At 44.8% G+C, this 19085-nt stretch carries 14 protein-coding genes; 10 read left to right on the plus strand and 4 right to left on the minus strand.

Going from position 1 to position 19085, the window contains the following annotated elements:
* Positions 1-348 precede the first annotated feature (348 nt).
* On the plus strand, positions 349-1653 hold the full coding sequence (locus tag GX419_01050; protein NLI23279.1) for a hypothetical protein: 1305 nt from the start codon (positions 349-351) through the stop codon (positions 1651-1653).
* A 55-nt stretch (positions 1654-1708) separates the two neighbouring features.
* Here GX419_01050 and GX419_01055 read toward each other — a convergent pair whose 3' ends face one another.
* On the minus strand, positions 1709-2182 hold the full coding sequence (locus GX419_01055; GenBank protein NLI23280.1) for a hypothetical protein: 474 nt from the start codon (positions 2180-2182) through the stop codon (positions 1709-1711).
* 108 nt (positions 2183-2290) lie between these two features.
* On the opposite strand from GX419_01055, the gene GX419_01060 reads away from it, so the two are divergent.
* Complete coding sequence (locus GX419_01060) at positions 2291-5818, plus strand: hypothetical protein (GenBank protein NLI23281.1); 3528 nt, start codon at positions 2291-2293, stop codon at positions 5816-5818.
* On the opposite strand, the gene GX419_01065 is transcribed toward GX419_01060, so the two are convergent.
* A complete protein-coding gene (locus GX419_01065) occupies positions 5813-7195 on the minus strand; it encodes an aspartate kinase (GenBank protein ID NLI23282.1) in 1383 nt (460 codons plus the stop codon). The genes GX419_01060 and GX419_01065 overlap by 6 nt on opposite strands.
* 173 nt (positions 7196-7368) lie before the next feature.
* Here GX419_01065 and GX419_01070 point away from each other — a divergent pair, with 173 nt between their 5' ends.
* The 8 genes from GX419_01070 to GX419_01105 all read left to right on the plus strand — a co-directional run bounded on the left by GX419_01070 (position 7369) and on the right by GX419_01105 (position 16699).
* Positions 7369-9177: a chloride channel protein gene (locus tag GX419_01070; GenBank protein ID NLI23283.1), complete on the plus strand. Its 1809-nt coding sequence runs from the start codon at positions 7369-7371 to the stop codon at positions 9175-9177.
* A 121-nt stretch (positions 9178-9298) separates the two neighbouring features.
* Complete coding sequence (locus tag GX419_01075; GenBank protein ID NLI23284.1) at positions 9299-10579, plus strand: serine hydroxymethyltransferase; 1281 nt, start codon at positions 9299-9301, stop codon at positions 10577-10579.
* 12 nt (positions 10580-10591) lie between these two features.
* Positions 10592-11374: a sulfite exporter TauE/SafE family protein gene (locus GX419_01080; GenBank protein ID NLI23285.1), complete on the plus strand. Its 783-nt coding sequence runs from the start codon at positions 10592-10594 to the stop codon at positions 11372-11374.
* Between the two features lie 376 nt (positions 11375-11750).
* Positions 11751-13133, plus strand: coding sequence for a tryptophanase (locus GX419_01085; GenBank protein NLI23286.1), 1383 nt, complete (start codon positions 11751-11753; stop codon positions 13131-13133).
* Between the two features lie 104 nt (positions 13134-13237).
* The gene (locus GX419_01090) at positions 13238-14584 is read left to right on the plus strand and encodes an MATE family efflux transporter (protein ID NLI23287.1); all 1347 of its coding nucleotides are present in this window, start codon (positions 13238-13240) and stop codon (positions 14582-14584) included.
* A gap of 35 nt (positions 14585-14619) precedes the next feature.
* Positions 14620-15498 carry a YicC family protein gene (locus GX419_01095; GenBank protein ID NLI23288.1) on the plus strand — a complete coding sequence of 293 codons (879 nt, stop codon included), beginning with the start codon at positions 14620-14622 and terminating at the stop codon, positions 15496-15498.
* A complete protein-coding gene (gmk, locus tag GX419_01100; protein NLI23289.1) occupies positions 15495-16076 on the plus strand; it encodes a guanylate kinase in 582 nt (193 codons plus the stop codon). Before GX419_01095 ends, gmk begins: the two co-directional genes overlap by 4 nt.
* 17 nt (positions 16077-16093) lie before the next feature.
* The gene (locus GX419_01105; GenBank protein ID NLI23290.1) at positions 16094-16699 is read left to right on the plus strand and encodes a nicotinate-nucleotide adenylyltransferase; all 606 of its coding nucleotides are present in this window, start codon (positions 16094-16096) and stop codon (positions 16697-16699) included.
* On the opposite strand, the gene GX419_01110 is transcribed toward GX419_01105, so the two are convergent.
* A complete protein-coding gene (locus tag GX419_01110) occupies positions 16669-18093 on the minus strand; it encodes a nodulation protein NfeD (GenBank protein NLI23291.1) in 1425 nt (474 codons plus the stop codon). The genes GX419_01105 and GX419_01110 overlap by 31 nt on opposite strands.
* 153 nt (positions 18094-18246) lie before the next feature.
* Positions 18247-19014, minus strand: coding sequence for a menaquinone biosynthesis protein (locus tag GX419_01115; protein ID NLI23292.1), 768 nt, complete (start codon positions 19012-19014; stop codon positions 18247-18249).
* Between the last annotated feature and the right edge of the window lie 71 nt (positions 19015-19085).

Consider the following 19085-nt stretch of genomic DNA (forward strand, 5'->3'; position numbering starts at 1 on the left):
GGACCTATTAAAGTGGTTGAACCCGGTCCGAATGTTATTCCAATGACCTTTGGCCCGGCTGGAGAAGCCTGAGCATTGAATGCAGATAAAGAGGGGCTGTTGCGGTATCCGAAACAGCCCTTTCTCTTTTTTGTTTGAGATCCTTTTCAATTGTTCCGAAAAACGAAACTTAGAGACATCCCTCAGAATATTTACCCCGCTGAGATGAAGTGAATGCAGTCCTGCACATTTGCCAGCAAATAATGTGAGGTGAATCCTTCTTTGTTAATCTGAGGCAATGATTGAAGCTAAAGGAATGGTTGCATCAGGCACATTTTTCCTATTTTTATCGGAGTTTACACAATAATTATGAAAACACGGTATAACCTATTGTTTGCCTATTTCTTATTATCCTGCCTGAATGGGATAGCCCAACCCCGGCCTTCGGTCGTTGTGAAACCTGCAGAAAAAGTAATTGTTTTTGAAGGATATGTGGATTGTAATATGGCGGAAGTATGGATTAAAGACACATTTCGTATTTTTTCCGGTAAGTATGGCAAAGACCCCGTATGGGGAGATGCCGACCTGTTGCGATATGCCAGTGGAACGAACCCGGAACAGGTTTTCAGTACTCCATGGGTAAATTTTGAAAAACCAGTTCTTCCTCTAAGCGTTGATCCTCATTTGAACGGACTGCATGGTGCTGTGTGGTTTGAAACCATTTATAAAGACAGGAGAGATCCCTCTGAAAAAACGTTGTATGCATTATACCATAATGAATTGTACCCAAAGAATTATCCTTATAACCCTGTTACAGGAGAAGGATACCTGCCGCTTAACTGGCCGGAAGGATTGCTGGGAGATACAACAGAAGCCGCCGTTTGCCGGATAGGTATTATGAAATCAATCGACGGGGGAAAAACATGGATTGACAAGGGAATCATTCTTGAAGATAAACAGCCCCGGATGATTCTGAAACCCCACAATACTTCGCTCACATTTGCGGGAGGAGTTGGTGACCCTTCTGCTGTTGCATCAGGAAATTATCTTTACGTCTTTTATGGTGAGTATGGATACGCAGGTGTGTATGATCCAGTTAGCTATAAAAAAGAAAGAGAATGGGAAGGACAATGCATCAGCGTTGCCCGTATTCCATTGAGTGATCTGGATAATCCTGCTGGCAAGGCAAAACGGTGGGACGGAAAATCATTTTCCGCACCCTATGACGGCATTGGAAAACCGATCAGTGCGCTTCAGATTCCAATGGAAGAAGGAGGAGGCCCTGCTTCTGCGGGCAATTCAAAATTTTATTGGGGCCCTTCCGTAAGCTGGAATTCTTATTTGCAATGCTGGGTTATGCTTATGGCAAGGGCTGAAGCCCCTAAATGGGTTGGCTCAGCTATATACATTTCGTTTAATTTCAATAAAGACCTTGGTAAATCACAAAATTCCCAGGAATGGACTAAACCTCAGCTTCTTATCAATAAGCCCGGTGATATTATCTGGTATCCTTCCCTTCAGCCAACCGGATCGCCAGATGATATAACTCAAAAAAACAGCAGTACAAAATTGGGAAGAAGGGCAAGATTGTATTACAAGTATTTTCCGGCCGGAAAACCCGATTTATACCTTTCGGAATTCGAAATTGAATTCACCAGGTCAGAGAAGGAATGATACTTGGTTGTTTTTCTTTACGAAAAATGGTTTTCCTCATCCAATCATTGTTGCATCATTCAAGGTAAAAGAAGGCCGATACAGTTGCTTTCCCTTGTCCTATCCTGTCGTAGATGGTTACCGTGAATTTGTATTTGCCGCTTTTCATGGACTCATCCGTCTGAAAGGAAGCATAGGGTGACTTAGCATAATTTTCAGGCAATGCAATATGCCCGCTTTCACCGAGCAACGATTCACCTGAATTGATTTCAGTACCGTCTGGATCAGAAACGCGAATGTCCATATCGAACCAATTAAGTCCGGCAGAATCTTTTTTAAAAGGTCCGACATGCAAAAGCACCAGATGGACTTTTTCGCCTTTTCGGAAGGTGGAAGGTGAAGCAACCGGATTCAGATTTCCTGAGTCATCGGCACGGGCAAAGGTATAATCCTCAACACTAATAAGTTTTGATGTTGAGGTGCTCGTACAACCCCATGCCAGGAAAAAACCGGCCAGAAGAAAAACAACCAGGAAGGATGGATGTTTCATTTTGATTAAGGTTTTGATTATCAGAGAAAGATAACAATTTTTTTCCTGATGCACAATTTTTAGTAATTTGCATACTCAAGATTTTTTAGCTTTTTAATGTCTTCCACCATGAAACCGTTCAAATTCATTTCTGTCGGCATTTTTGGTTTTATACTCTTATTGGCAGGATGCCAGAAACATGACACTGTTTCGTTCCGGGAACAGTTTATACATCCTTCTTCTAAGGCTCAGGTGCGTGTATGGTGGCACTGGATGGACGGGAATATCACAAAGGAAGGAATTACGAAGGATCTGGAAGCAATGAAGCAACAGGGTATAAGCCAGGCTACCATTTTGAATATTGGTCTCTTTGGTGGGGAAGATTTTGGAATTTCCAGGGTTAGGTTCAATTCTCCCGAATGGTATGAGATGTTCCGCTGGGCCTTGCAGGAAGCTGACAGACTGGGAATCGTTCTGGGTGCACACAATTGCGACGGATGGAGTTCCAGCGGAGGGCCATGGATTACTCCCGAGATGTCGATGAAACAGTATGTATGGACCAAAACAATAGTTACCGGCGGCAGAAAGGTGTCTATCCAGCTTCCTAAACCCTATTCCGAGAAAGATTTCTATCGGGATGTAGCTGTTGTTGCCATAAGGACAAATGAAACTCCAGGATCATTTTATACCTGCAAACCTAAGATTACCTTATTGACAGGGAATTATGGCAATGCTTCAGGGGATGCATTCAATCAGCTTTTGGGAACAGGCAGCAGGAAACCATCTGCAGTTTCCGCTGATTGGCTTGCTGATGGAAACCCTGTCAGTGCTTTACCGGTCGTGCGCGGAAATCAGATCGAATTTGCCTTTGATCAGCCTTTCCGGGCCGACAAGATTGTGATTCATCCCCGGAAGCGTTTTATGTGGGCCGATGCGGCTGCATTTGTCAGCCGATATTCCCTCTGGGGGTCTGATAATGGTCGCTCTTTTAAGCAAATTGCGCGCTTTGAAATAAAAGGATTAAATGAAAGCGTTGAAACAACTATTCCTCCTTCGGAATACAGGTTCTATCGTTTACAGATTGACGACTTGTCTGATTTTGACAGTTTTCTTCCGTTTACCATTGCGGAGGCCGAATTGCTGAAAGCTTACGAAAAACCCTTATTTGCGCCGGTTATGCCTTCTTTAACGGCAAAAACGGTTTCGGCAAAAGCAGGCAGAATGATTGATTTTGAAAGATTACCTGCAATTGTATCGGAGAAGTACTATCCGAAAACGCCTAATACAGTAGATGTTTCTGCCTTTATGACTTCCGATGGCGCCTTCACCTGGGATGTTCCTAACGGAAACTGGGCTATCATTCGTTTTGGATATACAACTACGGGAGCTACCAATGCCCCGGCAACTGCAGAAGGAACCGGCCTTGAATGCGATAAAATGGATACGGTTGCCCTGAATGTTCATTTCAGCAATTTCCCTGCCCGATTGATAAAGGAAGCGGGCTCCCTGGCAGGAAGCACCTTCCGGTATATTTTTATCGACAGCTGGGAATGCGGATATCAGAACTGGACGGGAAATTTCCCTGCCGAGTTTGAAAAAAGGCGTGGTTACAGTATAATGCCATGGCTGCCTGTGCTTTGTGGAATGAATGTAACCCAGCCGGAACAAATGGATGCCTTTCTTTACGATTTCAGAAAGACAATTGCTGAACTTATTGAAGAATATTATTACCAACATTTCAGCCAGCTCTGCCATCGTATGGGTGTGGATTTCCATGCCGAAGTCACATACGGCGGAGCCGGATATCCGCCCCTGGACATATTGAAAGCAAATTCCTATGCCGATTTGCCGATGTTTGAATTTTGGGCGGGTCATAATCCGGCCACTTCCTATCCCGAATATACACCAGCCTATCAACCTGAATACAATTTTCCTGCATTTGCTGCTGCTATGTACAACAAACCGGTAATGGGCGCTGAATCCTATACAGCACAGGCTCACTACAGCGAATCGCCATGGGATCTGAAATGCTTCGGCGACCGGGCGTACTGCAGTGGTATCAATCAGTTCATTTTGCACAGTTATGTTCACCAGCCGTTTGACCGTAAACCCGGGATGACTCTGTTGCTGTGGGGTTCTCATTTCAACCGGAATAATCTTTATTGGGACCATCTTTCTGATTGGTTAACCTATCATGCCCGAATTCAATCTGTTCTTCAGGAAGGTAAGCAGGTATCCCGCCTGCTGGTATATGCAGGTGATCAGCAACCCCAGGCACTTGATTTTCTGGCCGATCTTAATTTGCCTTTTGGCTACCCCGTTTCGCTTTGCAATCAGGATATTCTCCTTTCAAAAACAAAAGAAAAAAAGAACAAAGTATTATGTGACGGCTCAGAATTTGATCTTCTGATTCTCCCTGGCAGCAGTGGAATGAACATTGCCACACTGGAGGCTATTGAACAGCTGGTTCATCAGGGGGCCAACCTCTACGGACCACGGCCCCGAAGACTGCTCTCATTGAGGGAAACATCAGAGCAAAAAAAGTTTGATATGCTAACTGCCCGAATCTGGGGGCCTATTGACGGGAAAGATTATACCGAAAACCAATATGGCAAAGGCAAAGTCTATTGGGGCATGCCACTGCCGGAAGTATTGAAAAAAATTGGCGTCCTTCCTGAGTTTGAAACTGGACATCCCGATTCGTTGAACCTGATGTTTATCCATAAGAAAACTGAAAATGCGGATATTTTCTTTCTGTTTAACCAAACCGATTCCGTGCTTGTTAGGGAAGGGATTTTCAACGCCAGTGCGCGCTCTCCCGAAATCTGGAATCCGGTGGACGGAACAATAATTCGTCCTGCTGTTTGCCGATATCTTAAAGACGGGCGGATCTGCCTGCCTTTTTCACTAAAACCCAGAGAATCCCTGCTGTTTGTGTTTACAGGTACGGGCAGCGGTAGGTTTATTGAAAGTGTTTATTTTGGCAAAGATCAGGTTTTCCCTGCATCTGACAGGAGTTCGTCCCTGATTTCCCCTCCTTCTGCATGGTGGGAGGGCAATAAAATCAAATCATTCTCAGCATTGCCCGGAGAATATGTCATGCGGTATGCCGGAGGAAAGACCATTTCTGTCCAACTGGATACTCCGGATACGTTTTATGTTGAAAACTTTACCGGAACACTGAATTTTTCATCTACTTATCCGTCAAATCTGAAACCCCTGGAAATATACCAGCTGGTATCATGGACTGAGTTTCCCAACCCGGATATTAAGTATTTTTCCGGAACAGGCCTATACCGTCTGAAGTTTTCTGTTCCTGAAGAATACGTTTCAGGAAAAGACTCCGTATTGCTTTCGCTCGGAGAAGTTGGTTCAATGGCTAAAGTCACCCTCAATGGCAAACACCTTGGTTATGTGTGGAACCCATATATTATGCTTCCTGTCAGAGGTGTCCTGAATAAGGAAAATGAGCTGGAGGTGGAGGTGAACAATGTTTACAGAAACCGGATCATAGGCGACTTTATTGAGAAAGGGAAAGTCAGTACCGTATGGACAAGTGCTCCCGTGCAGCTGTATCTCGACAAAAACAAACCTCTGAAAAAGTCGGGTCTGATGGGTCCGATAAAACTGGTAAGAATAAGACCCACTGTCCTATGAAAGGCAGAGTTCTTGATTGAGGGCAATAATTGCTTTCCTGAAATCCTGTCTGCCGACAACAAACTGAATATTGACCTGGGATAATGACAAGGAAAGGCAGTCAATATTGATGTTTTCGCGTGCCATAGCGCTTGCTGCACGGGCCAGTATTCCGGGGCCCGTAATGTTCGATCCTATAGCACAGACTATGGATGCCGGTTTTATAGTAACGGTGTCGTAAAGCGATTTCAACTCATTAATCAGTTCGGCGCTTTGCCGGTTATCCCATACCACCATGGAAATACTATTGGCATTGGTTGCCTTCAGGATATAACTTACTCTGTGCTTCTGGAAAACCTGCATGATTCCGAGATCGAAACCCACCTGACCTACCATAAGGGGTTCCTGTATTTCAATCACAAGCACTTTGTCTGTGCCGGTAATAATTTCAATTCTGGGTTCCGGATTTCTGTAATTCCGTGATATTAAGGTTCCCGGATGGTCCGGTTCAAAGGTGTTTTTGATGCGCAGGTTGATATTGGCAACTTCCAGCGGCTTGGATGCTTTCGGATGAATGGCTTCCATTCCAACATCTGCCAGCTGGTCAGCAACATTGTAGTTGGTGAACCCAACCGGCCGGCTGTTTTCAACCCCTACAATGAGAGGATCAGCCGAAGACAGATGGTATTCCTTATGAATGATCGCTTCACCGGCTTTTACCGCCACCGCTATTTTGCTGAACGTAATTTCGGAATAGCCCCTGTCGAATTCACGCATGATACCTTCGGTTCCTTTTGTATATCCGGTTGCAATACAAAGGGTTTTCGAAAAATCAATTCCTGAAAACATTTTCCGTATGCGTTCATCAATGGTCAAGGGTTCGGGATCGTTAAATCCGCAGAGATCAACAAAAGTGGCATTGATCCCGTGATGCTGAAGAATGTTGACCGAATTGAAGGCGGAATGTGCTTCTCCTATTGAGGCCAGTATCTCCCGCGCGGCATGAAGAATGTTTTCCCTGACTACATACCCTGAAGCCATTACCTGTGACAAACTTTGCAGATAATTTTCCGCCTGCCGGATTCTTTCGGTTATAAAATTTTCAGCAACAACAAGATCCAGACCTATGTCCGAAAAACCCTTATTAATGTCAATAAGCTTTTTTAAAAGGTCTTTCAGTGCAGTGCGGTAATCCCCACCGGAAACAAACGTGCTGTATATACCGGGTTCTCCGGTTTTTTTGTGTTCCAGAAGCCAGTTGGTAACATTGTTATAGGCCGAAACAACAAAGATCCGGTTATAATAATCTTCTGCAGAACGGTTCCGCATAATGATATTTCGGAGAACATCTCCGAACTTCGACATAGAGGTTCCACCTATTTTTTCAACAGTCAGCATAGCTCTTGTTCCTTGTTTTTGCAAAAATATGTTTTATAACACAATATCCAAACCGGTTGTATGAATCCGTTTCATTTTCCGCAAATGCGCTTTTTCTCTTTGTTATCAGTTGTTATCTTTGTGCGTTATTAAATAATCCTGCGAACTTTCTTATCCTGTGATACTGCCTAATTATGAGCAAGGGAACTTCTGAAGAAGGAAACAAGAAGAGAATCAATCTGAAACGGATAAGAAAATTGTTGCGTAATGACAACCTGGTTACCAACCGGAATTTTATTCTCCTGCTGAGCTTTGTTGTCGGCCTATTGTCGGGCCTGTCTGCGGTTCTGATGAAAAACCTGGTGTATTTTTTCCACCGGTTCATTTCGGAGAATTTGCAGATTTCGGGCACATCACTGCTCTATTTCACATTACCGCTTGCAGGGATCTTTTTTACGTTTGTTTTTGTTCGCTATTTTGTAAAAGACTCGATCAGTCATGGTGTAACGAAGGTTCTTCATGCCATTTCGCGTGGAGAAGCCAACCTGCCTTTCCATAATACATGGAGTTCCATGATTGCCGGTTCCATAACGGTGGGTTTCGGAGGTTCAGTAGGAATGGAGGCCCCAATTGTGATGACAGGCTCAGCCATAGGTTCCAATCTGGGCCGCCTTCTTAAAACCAATTATCGCACTACCGTCTTGCTTCTGGGATGCGGCGCTGCGGGAGCTATAGCCGGAATTTTTAAAGCCCCCATAGCGGCTGTGGTTTTTGTCCTGGAAGTTCTGATGTTTGACCTGACCTTATCTTCTATTATTCCGCTATTGATTTCGTCTGTAACAGCGGCAACCGTTGCTTATTTTCTTCTGGGACAGGGAGTTGAGTTTTCTTTTACCATTTCTGACCCTTTTGTTCTGAGAAATATTCCTTTTTACCTGTTGCTGGGTGTCTTTACGGGTTTTGTCTCCCTGTATTTTTCGAAATCTGCCTTTCGGGCTGAAAGCTTAATCCACAGAATCCGCAATCCATGGCTGAGATTGGTTTCTGGTGGTCTTCTTGTGGGAACAATGATTTATTTGTTTCCTCCCCTGTTCGGAGAAGGATACAGCAGCCTTCGACACGTTCTGGGAGGTGATCCTTTTCAGCTTGCAGAACATAGTATGTTCTATCCTTTCAGAAATGAGTTCTGGGTTTTTGCCGGTTATTTGTTATTGATCTTGCTGCTAAAGGTATATGCCATGGCTTTTACAAATGGCAGCGGAGGGGTAGGGGGGCTTTTCGCTCCATCGCTCTTCGTGGGTGGAATTGCCGGATATTTTCTTGTGTTCGTTTTGCATTATCTGGGTTTTGGAGAAATATCCTCCAGAAATTTTGCTCTGGCCGGCATGGCCGGGGTTATGTCGGGTGTTATGCATGCGCCGCTTACAGCGATATTTTTGATTGCAGAAATAACAGGTGGCTATCAGCTGTTTATTCCACTTATCATTACTTCAACCCTTTCCTTTTTGACCATCCGGTCATTTGAGCCGCATTCAATTTATCACCGCAGGCTTGCTGAAGAGGGGGATCTTATTACACATCACAAGGACAAAGCCGTGCTTACCATGATGAACCTGAAAAATCTCATCGAAACTGATTTTGTTGCTGTGCGCCCCGAAATGCGGCTCGGCGACCTGGTAAAAATGGTCTCGGCTTCGAAAAGAAATATTTTTCCGGTTACTGACGAGGAAGGATACCTTTTGGGTATTGTTATGCTCGATGATATACGGCATATTATGTTTGACAAGGATATGTACAATATGATTTCGGTGGAAAATATCATGCATGTACCTCCTGCCTATGTTTATCTGAATGAACGTATGGAAAGCATTGTGAGCAAATTCGAAGAGTCCCGGTCATGGAACCTGCCGGTAGTGGAGAAGGGCAAATACATGGGTTTTATTTCCCGTGCCAGGGTCTTTTCAGCATACCGGGACGTTATGAAGGAGTTTTCAGAAGAATAGAAAACAAAGTGAAAAAAAACATACTATCGGAGATGGTGCTTTCTGCTGAACACTTTTCACTATTTTTGAGCGAAACATTGAACATTGGATATGAGAAAACTTCAATTTTAAACATCAACCTATGGAACAGGACAATCTGATTTTTGAACTTATCCGGAAGGAGCAGGAACGTCAGGTGCATGGTATTGAGCTGATTGCTTCTGAGAATTTCGTCAGCGAACAGGTATTGAGAGCAATGGGGTCGGTATTGACCAATAAATATGCCGAAGGATATCCTGGACGCCGTTATTATGGAGGATGTCAGGTAGTGGATGAGGTGGAGCAGCTGGCCATCGACAGGGCGAAAAAACTGTTTGGAGCAGTATGGGCCAATGTTCAGCCGCATTCAGGTGCACAGGCCAATGCTGCTGTTATGATGTGTGTGCTGAAACCCGGTGATACTCTTATGGGGCTGGATTTATCGCACGGAGGGCATCTTACCCATGGCTCGCCCGTCAATTATTCAGGTATCCTCTATCGTGCTGTTTCCTACACACTTAATCCTGATACAGGTATGGTGGATTATGACAGGATGGAAGAAACTGCCCTGCGCGAAAAACCGCGTCTCATAGTAGCAGGAGCTTCAGCGTATTCGCGTGACTGGGATTATGCCCGCATGCGGGCCATAGCCGACAAAGTTGGTGCTTTGCTTATGGCCGACATTGCTCATCCTGCCGGATTGATTGCAAAAGGGTTGCTCAGGAATCCTTTTCCGCATTGCCACATTGTGACAACCACTACCCACAAAACATTGCGAGGGCCGCGCGGGGGAATGATCCTGGTTGGAGAGGATTTCCCCAACCCATGGGGAGTCAAAACCCCTAAGGGAGAATTGAAAACGATTACCCAGATGCTTGATTCTGCTGTATTCCCGGGTATTCAGGGCGGACCTCTGGAACATGTTATTGCAGCCAAAGCAGTTTCTTTTGGAGAAGCCCTTTCCCAATCGTATGAAGCTTATGTTAAACAGGTAGTATCCAATGCCAGAACAATGGCTCAGGCTTTTGTTGACAAAGGATATAAAATTATTTCCGGAGGCACCGACAATCATTCAATGCTGATTGACCTCCGTTCCAAGTTCCCGGATCTTACAGGAAAAGCAGCCGAAAATGCTCTGGTAAAGGCTGATATTACATTGAACAAAAACATGGTTCCGTTTGACAGCCGCACTCCTTTTCAAACATCCGGCGTCAGGGTGGGTACTCCTGCCATTACTACCCGCGGCCTGAAAGAAGATGCAATGCCGGTCATTGTGGAAATGATCGATGAAGTTCTGTCGCATCCTGATGACGAGAAGGTAATTGAACGAGTAAGAACCAGAGTAAATTCCATGATGAAAGAATATCCACTGTTTGCCTGGTAACAGCCCGCTTCTATGCTTTGGTATACTGCAATTGCCGTTATATTGGCTGGTTTTGCTGCAGGTTTTATTAACACAATTGCCGGAAGTGGTTCCCTGATTACCCTACCTCTCCTGATATTTCTGGGTATGCCGGCCAATGTGGCAAATGGAACAAACCGCCTTGGAATTCTTTTTCAAACCATCACAAGCACACTGAGTTTCAGAAAAGAGGGATATTTTCAGCTTCGCAGAGGGCTTATCATCGCCACGCCTGCTGTGGTAGGTTCCTTTCTTGGAGCCATGATTGCAGTCGACCTGAATGAAGAACTTATGCGAAGAGCAATTGGAGTGCTTCTGCTGATTATGCTGGTACTGATCATTCTTAAGCCGGAAAAATGGTTCGGACGGCAACAGGAAAACCTTTTCCAGATGGGGTTCTGGCAGGTCATAGCTCTGTTTTTCGTTGGAATCTACGGAGGCTTTATTCAGGCGGGAGTGGGTTTCTTTCTGCTCGGCACATTGGTCTTAGGGATAAAGTCTAATGTAGTTTCAGGAAATGCATATAAAAATTTCACGGTTTTGTGCCTCACCATATCGGCTCTCATTGTCTTTTTTGCCAATCATCAGGTGAAGATTGTACCCGGTCTCCTGCTGGCATTAGGGAGCATTGCCGGAGCATGGACCGCCTCACGGATGGCCGTTAAAAAAGGGGCACGTTTCATAGGCTGGTTTCTTGTTGCGGCCATATTGCTGTCAGCCGTTCAGTTGCTGGGCATTTTCTCCTGGCTGGGAAGGTTTCTTTCAACATTGTTTTAGGCAAATTGCTGAAAGGAAGAAGAAATTGGCAGGGAATAATTTTCGGATACTATCTTCTATGGTAAATTATGAACGTTTTTTGGCTTTGTTTTACCAAAAAAATGGGATCATCTGAATAGTATCTGATGGAAATATGGGGCTTTATCAATAGCAACATTTTTAGAGGGTTCGGAACATTACGTTTCGGGGCATAGCCTGCCCGATAACATATTGATCTTTCCCGGTGGTTTTTATCTTTGCTTATTCCATGAAATAAAACACGCTTCTGTTGTGAACCGTAAACAACTGTTCCGGAATATTAAAGCACGCGATACTTTTTAATATTGCGGCAGTTGCGTTTTTCTCTTTTTCAGAATCTTGATAAACCTGAATGCTTATGGATTTTCCTTTTGCAGAATCATATAAAATAAAAACAGTTGAGCCTGTTTTCAGGAGCACACGCGAACAGCGGGAACAATGGATCAGGGAAGCACATTACAATTTGTTCAACCTCCGGAGCGAACAGGTATTTATCGATTTGCTGACCGATTCAGGCACCGGCGCCATGAGTGCTCGGCAGTGGGCGGCTATTATGAACGGCGATGAAAGTTATGCGGGAGCTTCTTCGTATTACAGATTGAAGAAGGCTGTGGAAGAAATTCTGGGGTTCCCCTATTTTCTCCCGGTACACCAGGGGCGGGCTGCAGAGAATGTTCTTTTTTCCGCTCTGGTTAAGGAAGGTGACATTATACCGGGGAATGCCCACTTTGATACCACCAAGGGCCATATTGAGTTCAGAAAAGCTGTTGCCATTGATTGTACTATCAATGAAGCATATGATACCTCCCTCAGCCATCCTTTTAAGGGGAACGTTGATATTGATCGCCTTGAGGATGTCATCCGGAAATATGGCAGAGAAAAAATACCCTTTGTCATACTTACCCTTACCTGCAATACCGTTGGCGGGCAACCTGTTTCGATGGAAAATATCCGGCAGGTAAAGAATCTAGCCGGTCAATACGGAATTCCTCTGCTGGTTGATGCGGCACGTTTTGCCGAAAATGCCTGGTTCATCAGGGAAAGAGAAGCCGAGTTCAGAAATCGTTCTGTCCGTGCGATAGTAACTGAAATGCTTTCCTATGCCGATATGTTTACCATGAGCAGTAAGAAGGATGGCCTGGTGAACATTGGCGGGCTTATAGGTATGCGCAGCAAAGAGGTTTTTGACAAAGCTTCGGTTTACAATATCATGTTTGAAGGATACCTGACCTATGGCGGCATGGCAGGCAGAGATATGGAGGCTCTGGCGGCAGGACTCGAGGAAGTAGTAGATGAACAATATCTTGAGTCACGAATCCGGCAGGTTGAATTTTTGGGAAAAAAGCTCGATGAATTTGGAGTACCGGTTCTGAAACCTTTTGGCGGGCATGCTGTATTTGTTGATGCCCTGTCCTTTCTTCCTTTGGTCCCACGGGAACAGTTTGTTGCCCAGACACTTGCCGTGGAGCTCTACAGGGAAGGAGGCGTTCGTTCAGCTGAAATCGGCACCCTGATGGCCGACCGAGACCCGGTCACAAGGGAAAACCGCTATCCGCAGGTTGAATATGTCAGGCTGGCCATACCACGAAGGGTATATACCGATAACCATATGATGTACACTGCCGTTGCTCTGGCCAGGATCTTTGAGCGGCGCAATTCCATTCGTGCCGGCTATGTTATTGTGAAAGAGCAACCCATACTCCGTCATTTTACCGTTCAGCTGAAACCGGTTGAATCATAAACACTTATTTTACTAACCAGTTTTTCCGGGGAAAAAATTACTCCGGAACCATATTGCACTGGTTATAAAATTATATCACCTTTGTGCCTTGTTGCTTTTAGGTAATGAGAAAACTTACTGAAGGAGAAGAAGGCCGGCTTATTTTGTACTTTACCATGCCCATGCTGCTGGGGAATGTGTTTCAGCAGCTATATAGTATTGTGGATAGTATCGTTGTGGGCAACTACCTTGGAAAAGCTGCACTGGCAGCAGTTGGTGCATCGTACCCGATCATTTTCGCACTGATTTCCCTGGTTGTTGGAATTACAATGGGTACAACCATTGTGATAGCCCAGTTTTTCGGAGCAAAACAATATGATAAAGTAAAGCTGGCCGTTGACACAATGTACATTTTCCTGTTTTTTGCCTCTGTTCTTCTTACAGTTATTGGCCTGTTGCTGTCAAAATGGATATTCCGTGTGACCCGTTTGCCCGAAGAAGTTGTTCCCATGGCCACAACCTTTATGAATACTTACTTGCTTGGATTGGTGTTCTTTTTCGGATATAACGGAACATCTGCCGCATTGAGGGGCATCGGGGATTCCAAGACTCCGCTATATTTTCTTATTTATGCCACCCTGATGAATCTTGGCCTGGTGTTTCTGTTTGTGGCAGTTTTTCATTGGGGCATAGCCGGTGCTGCCTGGGCAACCATTCTCTCTCAAAGTTCAGCCTTTTTTATTGCCATCTGGTATCTGAATAAAAAAGAGTGTTTGTTGCATTTCTCATTGAAAAATATGCGTTTTGACCGCGATATTTTTATGAAAAGCCTGAGAGTAGGCCTTCCCAGTGGAATTCAGCAAACCTTTGTTTCCATGGGCATGTTGTTTCTTTATGGTATAGTGAACAGCTATGGTACCGACGTGAGTGCTGCATATTCTGTTGCCGGCCGAATTGATTCCTTTGCTCTGCTTCCCGCTATGAATTTTTCCATGGCCCTCTCCACCTTTACCGGACAGAATCTGGGAGCCAACCAACCCGAGCGGGTTGTCAGGGGGCTCCGGAAAACCATAGTAATTGCAGGAATTATTGCCCTGATGGTTACACTGCTGGTTATTTTCACCGGCCATTATATGATGGGTTGGTTTACAAAAGATCCTGAAGTTATTCGCATCGGATGGGAGTATCTTGTGATTGTCAGTTCCTTTTACCTTGTGTTTACCCTCATGTTCCTTTACACCGGCGTTATGCGGGGTGCAGGTGATACACTGGTTCCTATGTTTATTTCCATATTTTCACTTTGGATTATCAGAATCCCTATGGCTTACCTCCTTTCCGGCTGGATGGGCGAAAAGGGCATCTGGTGGTCTATACCGGCCGGATGGATTGTAGGAACTCTGGTTGCCTTCTGGTATTACAGAACCGGGAAATGGAAGAATAAAGTTATTGTGCGGTATCCATCTGCCAGGTAAACAGGATTTGTTAATTTTGAAGCAAACAGATTATTATGTCACTTATCTCCATGACAGGCTGGGGTAAAACCCAATATCAGATGCAGGATAAGCTCGTTACGGTCGAAATTAAAAGCATTAACAGCCGCCAGTTTGATCTGAATCTGAAAATCCCGTTTCTTTACCGCGACTTTGAATCAGAGATGCGGTCGATGGTTTCCGAAAAAGTAGCCCGTGGAAAAGTTGACCTGATCATAACCCAGGAATTTGTTAACGGTACTTCTGTTTCAGAACTCAATAAGGAAGCCCTGAAAAAATATTTTGCCCAGATTTCCGAACTGGCCGGAGAGTTTGGTATTTCCGGAAGTGATATTCTTTTTGCGGCGGCGATGCGTTTTCCGGAAGTAGTTAAAACGCCGCAAATACTTATTTCTGAAGAAGAAAAGACAGTTCTTTTCGACGCTCTGTCTCAGGCTCTGAACCTTCTTGTTTCCTTCAGGGTACAGGAAGGGAAAGCCCTGGAAAAAGATATTCTTCAGCATCTCAGCAGAATTGAAGAGCTTCTGGACCAGATCACTCCCTTTGAGCAGGAACGGATTGATGCGTTCCGTGATAAACTGCGCCGGAATCTTGAAGAGTATCTGGGAAAAAACGGGGTTGATGAAAACCGGTTTGAACAGGAAATCATTTTTCATCTGGAGAAGATCGACATTACGGAAGAAAAAATCCGCCTTGCCAATCATCTGAAGTATTTCAGGGAAGTTGTTCAGAACGAGGAACTTCAGGGAAGAAAACTGGGATTCATTTCTCAGGAAATCGGTAGAGAAATTAATACCCTTGGTTCAAAGGCCAACCATGCCCTGATTCAGAAAAAGGTGGTCGAGATGAAAGATGAACTGGAAAAAATAAAAGAGCAATTGCTGAATATTTTATGAGTTCGTTTCAGGGGAAAGCAATCATTGTTTCAGCTCCTTCAGGGGCAGGGAAAACAACCATCGTGCACCGGTTGCTTGCATCGGGTTTGCCCCTTGGTTTTTCTGTTTCAGCTACCAGCAGGCCCCGGCGATCAAATGAGGTAAACGGCGTTGACTATTTTTTCCTTTCGCCCGAAGAGTTTATGAAAAGGGTGAAAAACGGGGAGTTTATCGAATGGGAGGAAGTTTACGAAAACCAGTATTATGGTACACTCAAATCGGAAATCGAACGTCTCTGGCAGGAAAAAAAACATGCTTTGTTCGATGTGGATGTCAAAGGAGGTATCAGCCTGAAGAAATATTTCGGCTCACAGGCTCTGGCAATCTTTATTAAACCACCCTCCCTCCAGACACTCTATGAGAGGCTTCGGGCCAGAGGAACCGAAACGGAAGAAAGCCTGAAAAAACGAATGGCCAAAGCGGAATATGAACTCAGTTTTGCTCCCGGATTTGATGCCGTGGTGGAGAACAATATACTGGAGAAGGCTGTGGAGGAGGTGTACCGCTTGGTAGTGAATTTTATAGGTGCTGAAGAATAGCCAACAGATCAGAATATATCATTACTAACTTATCTGCTGTGAAAACCGGACTGTTTTTTGGATCATTTAATCCTGTCCATGTCGGTCACCTGATCATTGCGAATTATGTTTGTGAATTTACCGATATCGAAGAGGTATGGATGGTGATCAGTCCGCAGAATCCCCTGAAAGATAGGAACCAGTTGCTTTCCGCAGATATTCGCTATTCCATGGTGAAAAAGGCCATCGGCAATTATGCCCATATTCATGTTTCCGATATTGAACTGCATCTCACTATGCCTTCCTATACGGTAAATACGTTGAAAACAATGGAAAACAGTTACAAGGACAGGGAATTCGTGCTGATTATGGGGGCCGACAGCCTGGTACAGTTTCATGAATGGAAAGACTGGCAGGAGATAGCAAGGAATTACGCACGCTACGTTTACCCGCGCCGTGGAATCGATGTGTCAGAAGCCGATCTTACTAATTGCAGAATGTTGGATGCCCCTCTGATAGACATTTCCTCAACTATGATCCGGAATGCCCTTTTGGCCGGAAAGGATGTGCGATTCTATCTTCCTTCCGAAATAAGGGAGGATGTTTTACGGCACTATGCCCCGGGCTCTTCCCTTACAACATAAAGTTGTCCTGCCTGGAATTTGACAATTTTTACCCGTTCCCCTTTTTCTATATAACCGATAAGACTGGTTGCATCGTATATTTCTTCTCCCAGACGTATTTTTCCTGATGGGCGAAGAATGGTATGGGCATAACCCGATTGCCCTACCAGGTTTTGAAGTTCTGCATCAATGCCTATGTAGCCTTCATGGGTGTTCTGCACAGTCTTCAGCGCCAGTTCTCCAAAGGTATTTCCGGTAAAAATCTTTTTGCTCAGGTATATTGACAGGCCAAAAGCTATGGCAATGGAGGTAATCACGATAAAGAGGGCTTTCATCACTTCCTGCAGACCTTTGGGGCTGCTGAGCTGGAAATTGGTGTTATCGATCATGCTCAGGGTCAGGCCTGCAATGATGAGTGCAATTCCGGAAAAGCCGGCAATGCCAAATCCCGGAATAACGAATATCTCAACTCCGAGGAGAATCAGTCCCGTGATAAAAATCAGGATTTCCCAGTTTTTGGCAAGCCCTTCCAGGTAGAGGGGAGCAAAATAAAGCAGTGCAGCCATTATCGCAACTGCCAGCGGGAAACCAATTCCGGGAGTCTGGAGTTCGAAGTAAATGCCTCCGATGATCAACATAATAAGAATGCCATGAACGAAAGGATTCAGCAGGAAATTAATGATTTTGTCTATAGCACCTGGTTGATATTCAGCCAACTGGTAGTTTTCAATGCCTTCTATCCGCAACAGATCGGGAATGCTTTCTGCAATGCCGTCGCAATACCCATATTTTACAGCTTCTTCGGTGGTGAAGGTGAGGATTTTTCCGGTATCTTTAATGCCAGGCAGGCTGACGTCTTCGTCAACCATGGCTTCAGCTATCCGCGGATCCCTTTTCCAGGAAACGGTTGTATCTGAGCCGCTTATCACCGTATCTTTCCCGTGGGCTTCGGCTGTGGCCCGCATCAGGGAACGCATGAACGACTGGTATTTGTCGGGCATTTTTTCCCCTGTCTGATTCACCACTGTGGCGGCCCCTATGCTGCTTCCCTTTCGCATGTAGATTTTTTTTGCTGCAATGGAGATCAGCGCACCGGCCGAGGCGGCATTATTGTCAATGAACACATAAACGGGAATGACTGAGTTCAGTATTTTTGTACGGATTGAATCAGCAACATCGAGCATTCCGCCGTAAGTGTTCAGATGAATTACAATCAAATCCGCTTTCATAGCCTCTGCCTCTGTAAAGGCTTTCTGGATGGTGCGCCATGCCGCAGGGAAAATTTCCTGTTTCAGGGGAATTACATAAATCTTTGTTTTCTGCTGCAGGGTATCATCCTGAAGTGAAGTCCAGGAAGGGAACAATAAACATAATACCAGAAAAAGAAAAACCTGTTTCTTGGTTTTTGTTTTCATCATAATCTAATTGATTTTCAATGGCATGATGGAACCCACATGCTCGTCATTTTATTACCGCTGTGTTTGTTTTTGTAAAACATGTGGATTTCATCGTTTTTGGGCTAAAGGACAAAAATAGGATAATTCCGTGAGTATATGGTGAAAGAATCGCTATAATGAGCGGAGCATATCAAGAAACATTTTGATGGCGGCCATCTTCGCATTGTCAAGAGGATAGCTCAGATTGTTTATCAGATAGTTTTCCAGATTAATTGCTGCATGAAGCTTCGGGTCATGAACGGAAGCGGCAGCCTCTGGAATATGCAGGATTCCATAGCGAAGGGCGGAATTGAATTTTTGTACAAATAGGGGATCAACCGGAGTATTGGCGGCCCATACCGCAAAAACAAACGGCAAGGAAGTAAATTCCTTCCACACGGCTGCCAGATCATAATGCCACGGATAAGATGATTCTGCATAAAAAGCTCTGTCGCCGATAAGAACTCTGGCAGAACCTTCCTCTGCTGAAAGGTGGTTGTCATCGTCGGGCGCCATTTCCCACACAGGGGAAATATGCCAGAAGTTCCGTGCCAGTATCCTGACGAGGTTATTTGATGTTCTCGACTGGGGGTCAAGATAGATTTTCCGGATTCTTTCAGCAGGAACTGTACTGAAGAGCATCACCGACCGCACGGGCCCGTCAGCCCCGAGGCAGTATCCAGGAATGATTTCGTAGTATTCCAGTGTTGGAAGTGCCGCCACAGGAACCAATCCGATATCAGCCTTCTTGTTTTGGAGCCGCATGGCACATTCGGATGGAGTATCAAGGCTGAGGTCAATTTCGGGCCGCTCAGGAGCGTTACGAAGCCCAAATACAAACGGCAGGGTGTTTGCATAAGAGACCGCAGATACTCTGTAAATAGAATAAGGCTGTTCCATATTTCAACCTGGATGAACAGGTGCGAATGTAGGAAATAAGTTTCTCCCAGAATATGCTGATAAACTTATTA

This window comes from Bacteroidales bacterium (assembly GCA_012517825.1).
GTDB lineage: Bacteria > Bacteroidota > Bacteroidia > Bacteroidales > JAAYUG01 > JAAYUG01.

What these genes read in the sequence shown, in the direction of transcription:
- GX419_01050 (NLI23279.1), top strand. Translation starts at nt 349, where the DNA reads ATGAAAACACGGTATAACCTATTGTTTGCCTATTTCTTATTATCCTGC.
- GX419_01055 (NLI23280.1), bottom strand. Translation starts at nt 2,182, where the DNA reads ATGAAACATCCATCCTTCCTGGTTGTTTTTCTTCTGGCCGGTTTTTTC.
- GX419_01060 (NLI23281.1), top strand. Translation starts at nt 2,291, where the DNA reads ATGAAACCGTTCAAATTCATTTCTGTCGGCATTTTTGGTTTTATACTC.
- GX419_01065 (NLI23282.1), bottom strand. Translation starts at nt 7,195, where the DNA reads ATGCTGACTGTTGAAAAAATAGGTGGAACCTCTATGTCGAAGTTCGGA.
- GX419_01070 (NLI23283.1), top strand. Translation starts at nt 7,369, where the DNA reads ATGAGCAAGGGAACTTCTGAAGAAGGAAACAAGAAGAGAATCAATCTG.
- GX419_01075 (NLI23284.1), top strand. Translation starts at nt 9,299, where the DNA reads ATGGAACAGGACAATCTGATTTTTGAACTTATCCGGAAGGAGCAGGAA.
- GX419_01080 (NLI23285.1), top strand. Translation starts at nt 10,592, where the DNA reads ATGCTTTGGTATACTGCAATTGCCGTTATATTGGCTGGTTTTGCTGCA.
- GX419_01085 (NLI23286.1), top strand. Translation starts at nt 11,751, where the DNA reads ATGGATTTTCCTTTTGCAGAATCATATAAAATAAAAACAGTTGAGCCT.
- GX419_01090 (NLI23287.1), top strand. Translation starts at nt 13,238, where the DNA reads ATGAGAAAACTTACTGAAGGAGAAGAAGGCCGGCTTATTTTGTACTTT.
- GX419_01095 (NLI23288.1), top strand. Translation starts at nt 14,620, where the DNA reads ATGTCACTTATCTCCATGACAGGCTGGGGTAAAACCCAATATCAGATG.
- gmk (NLI23289.1), top strand. Translation starts at nt 15,495, where the DNA reads ATGAGTTCGTTTCAGGGGAAAGCAATCATTGTTTCAGCTCCTTCAGGG.
- GX419_01110 (NLI23291.1), bottom strand. Translation starts at nt 18,093, where the DNA reads ATGAAAACAAAAACCAAGAAACAGGTTTTTCTTTTTCTGGTATTATGT.
- GX419_01115 (NLI23292.1), bottom strand. Translation starts at nt 19,014, where the DNA reads ATGGAACAGCCTTATTCTATTTACAGAGTATCTGCGGTCTCTTATGCA.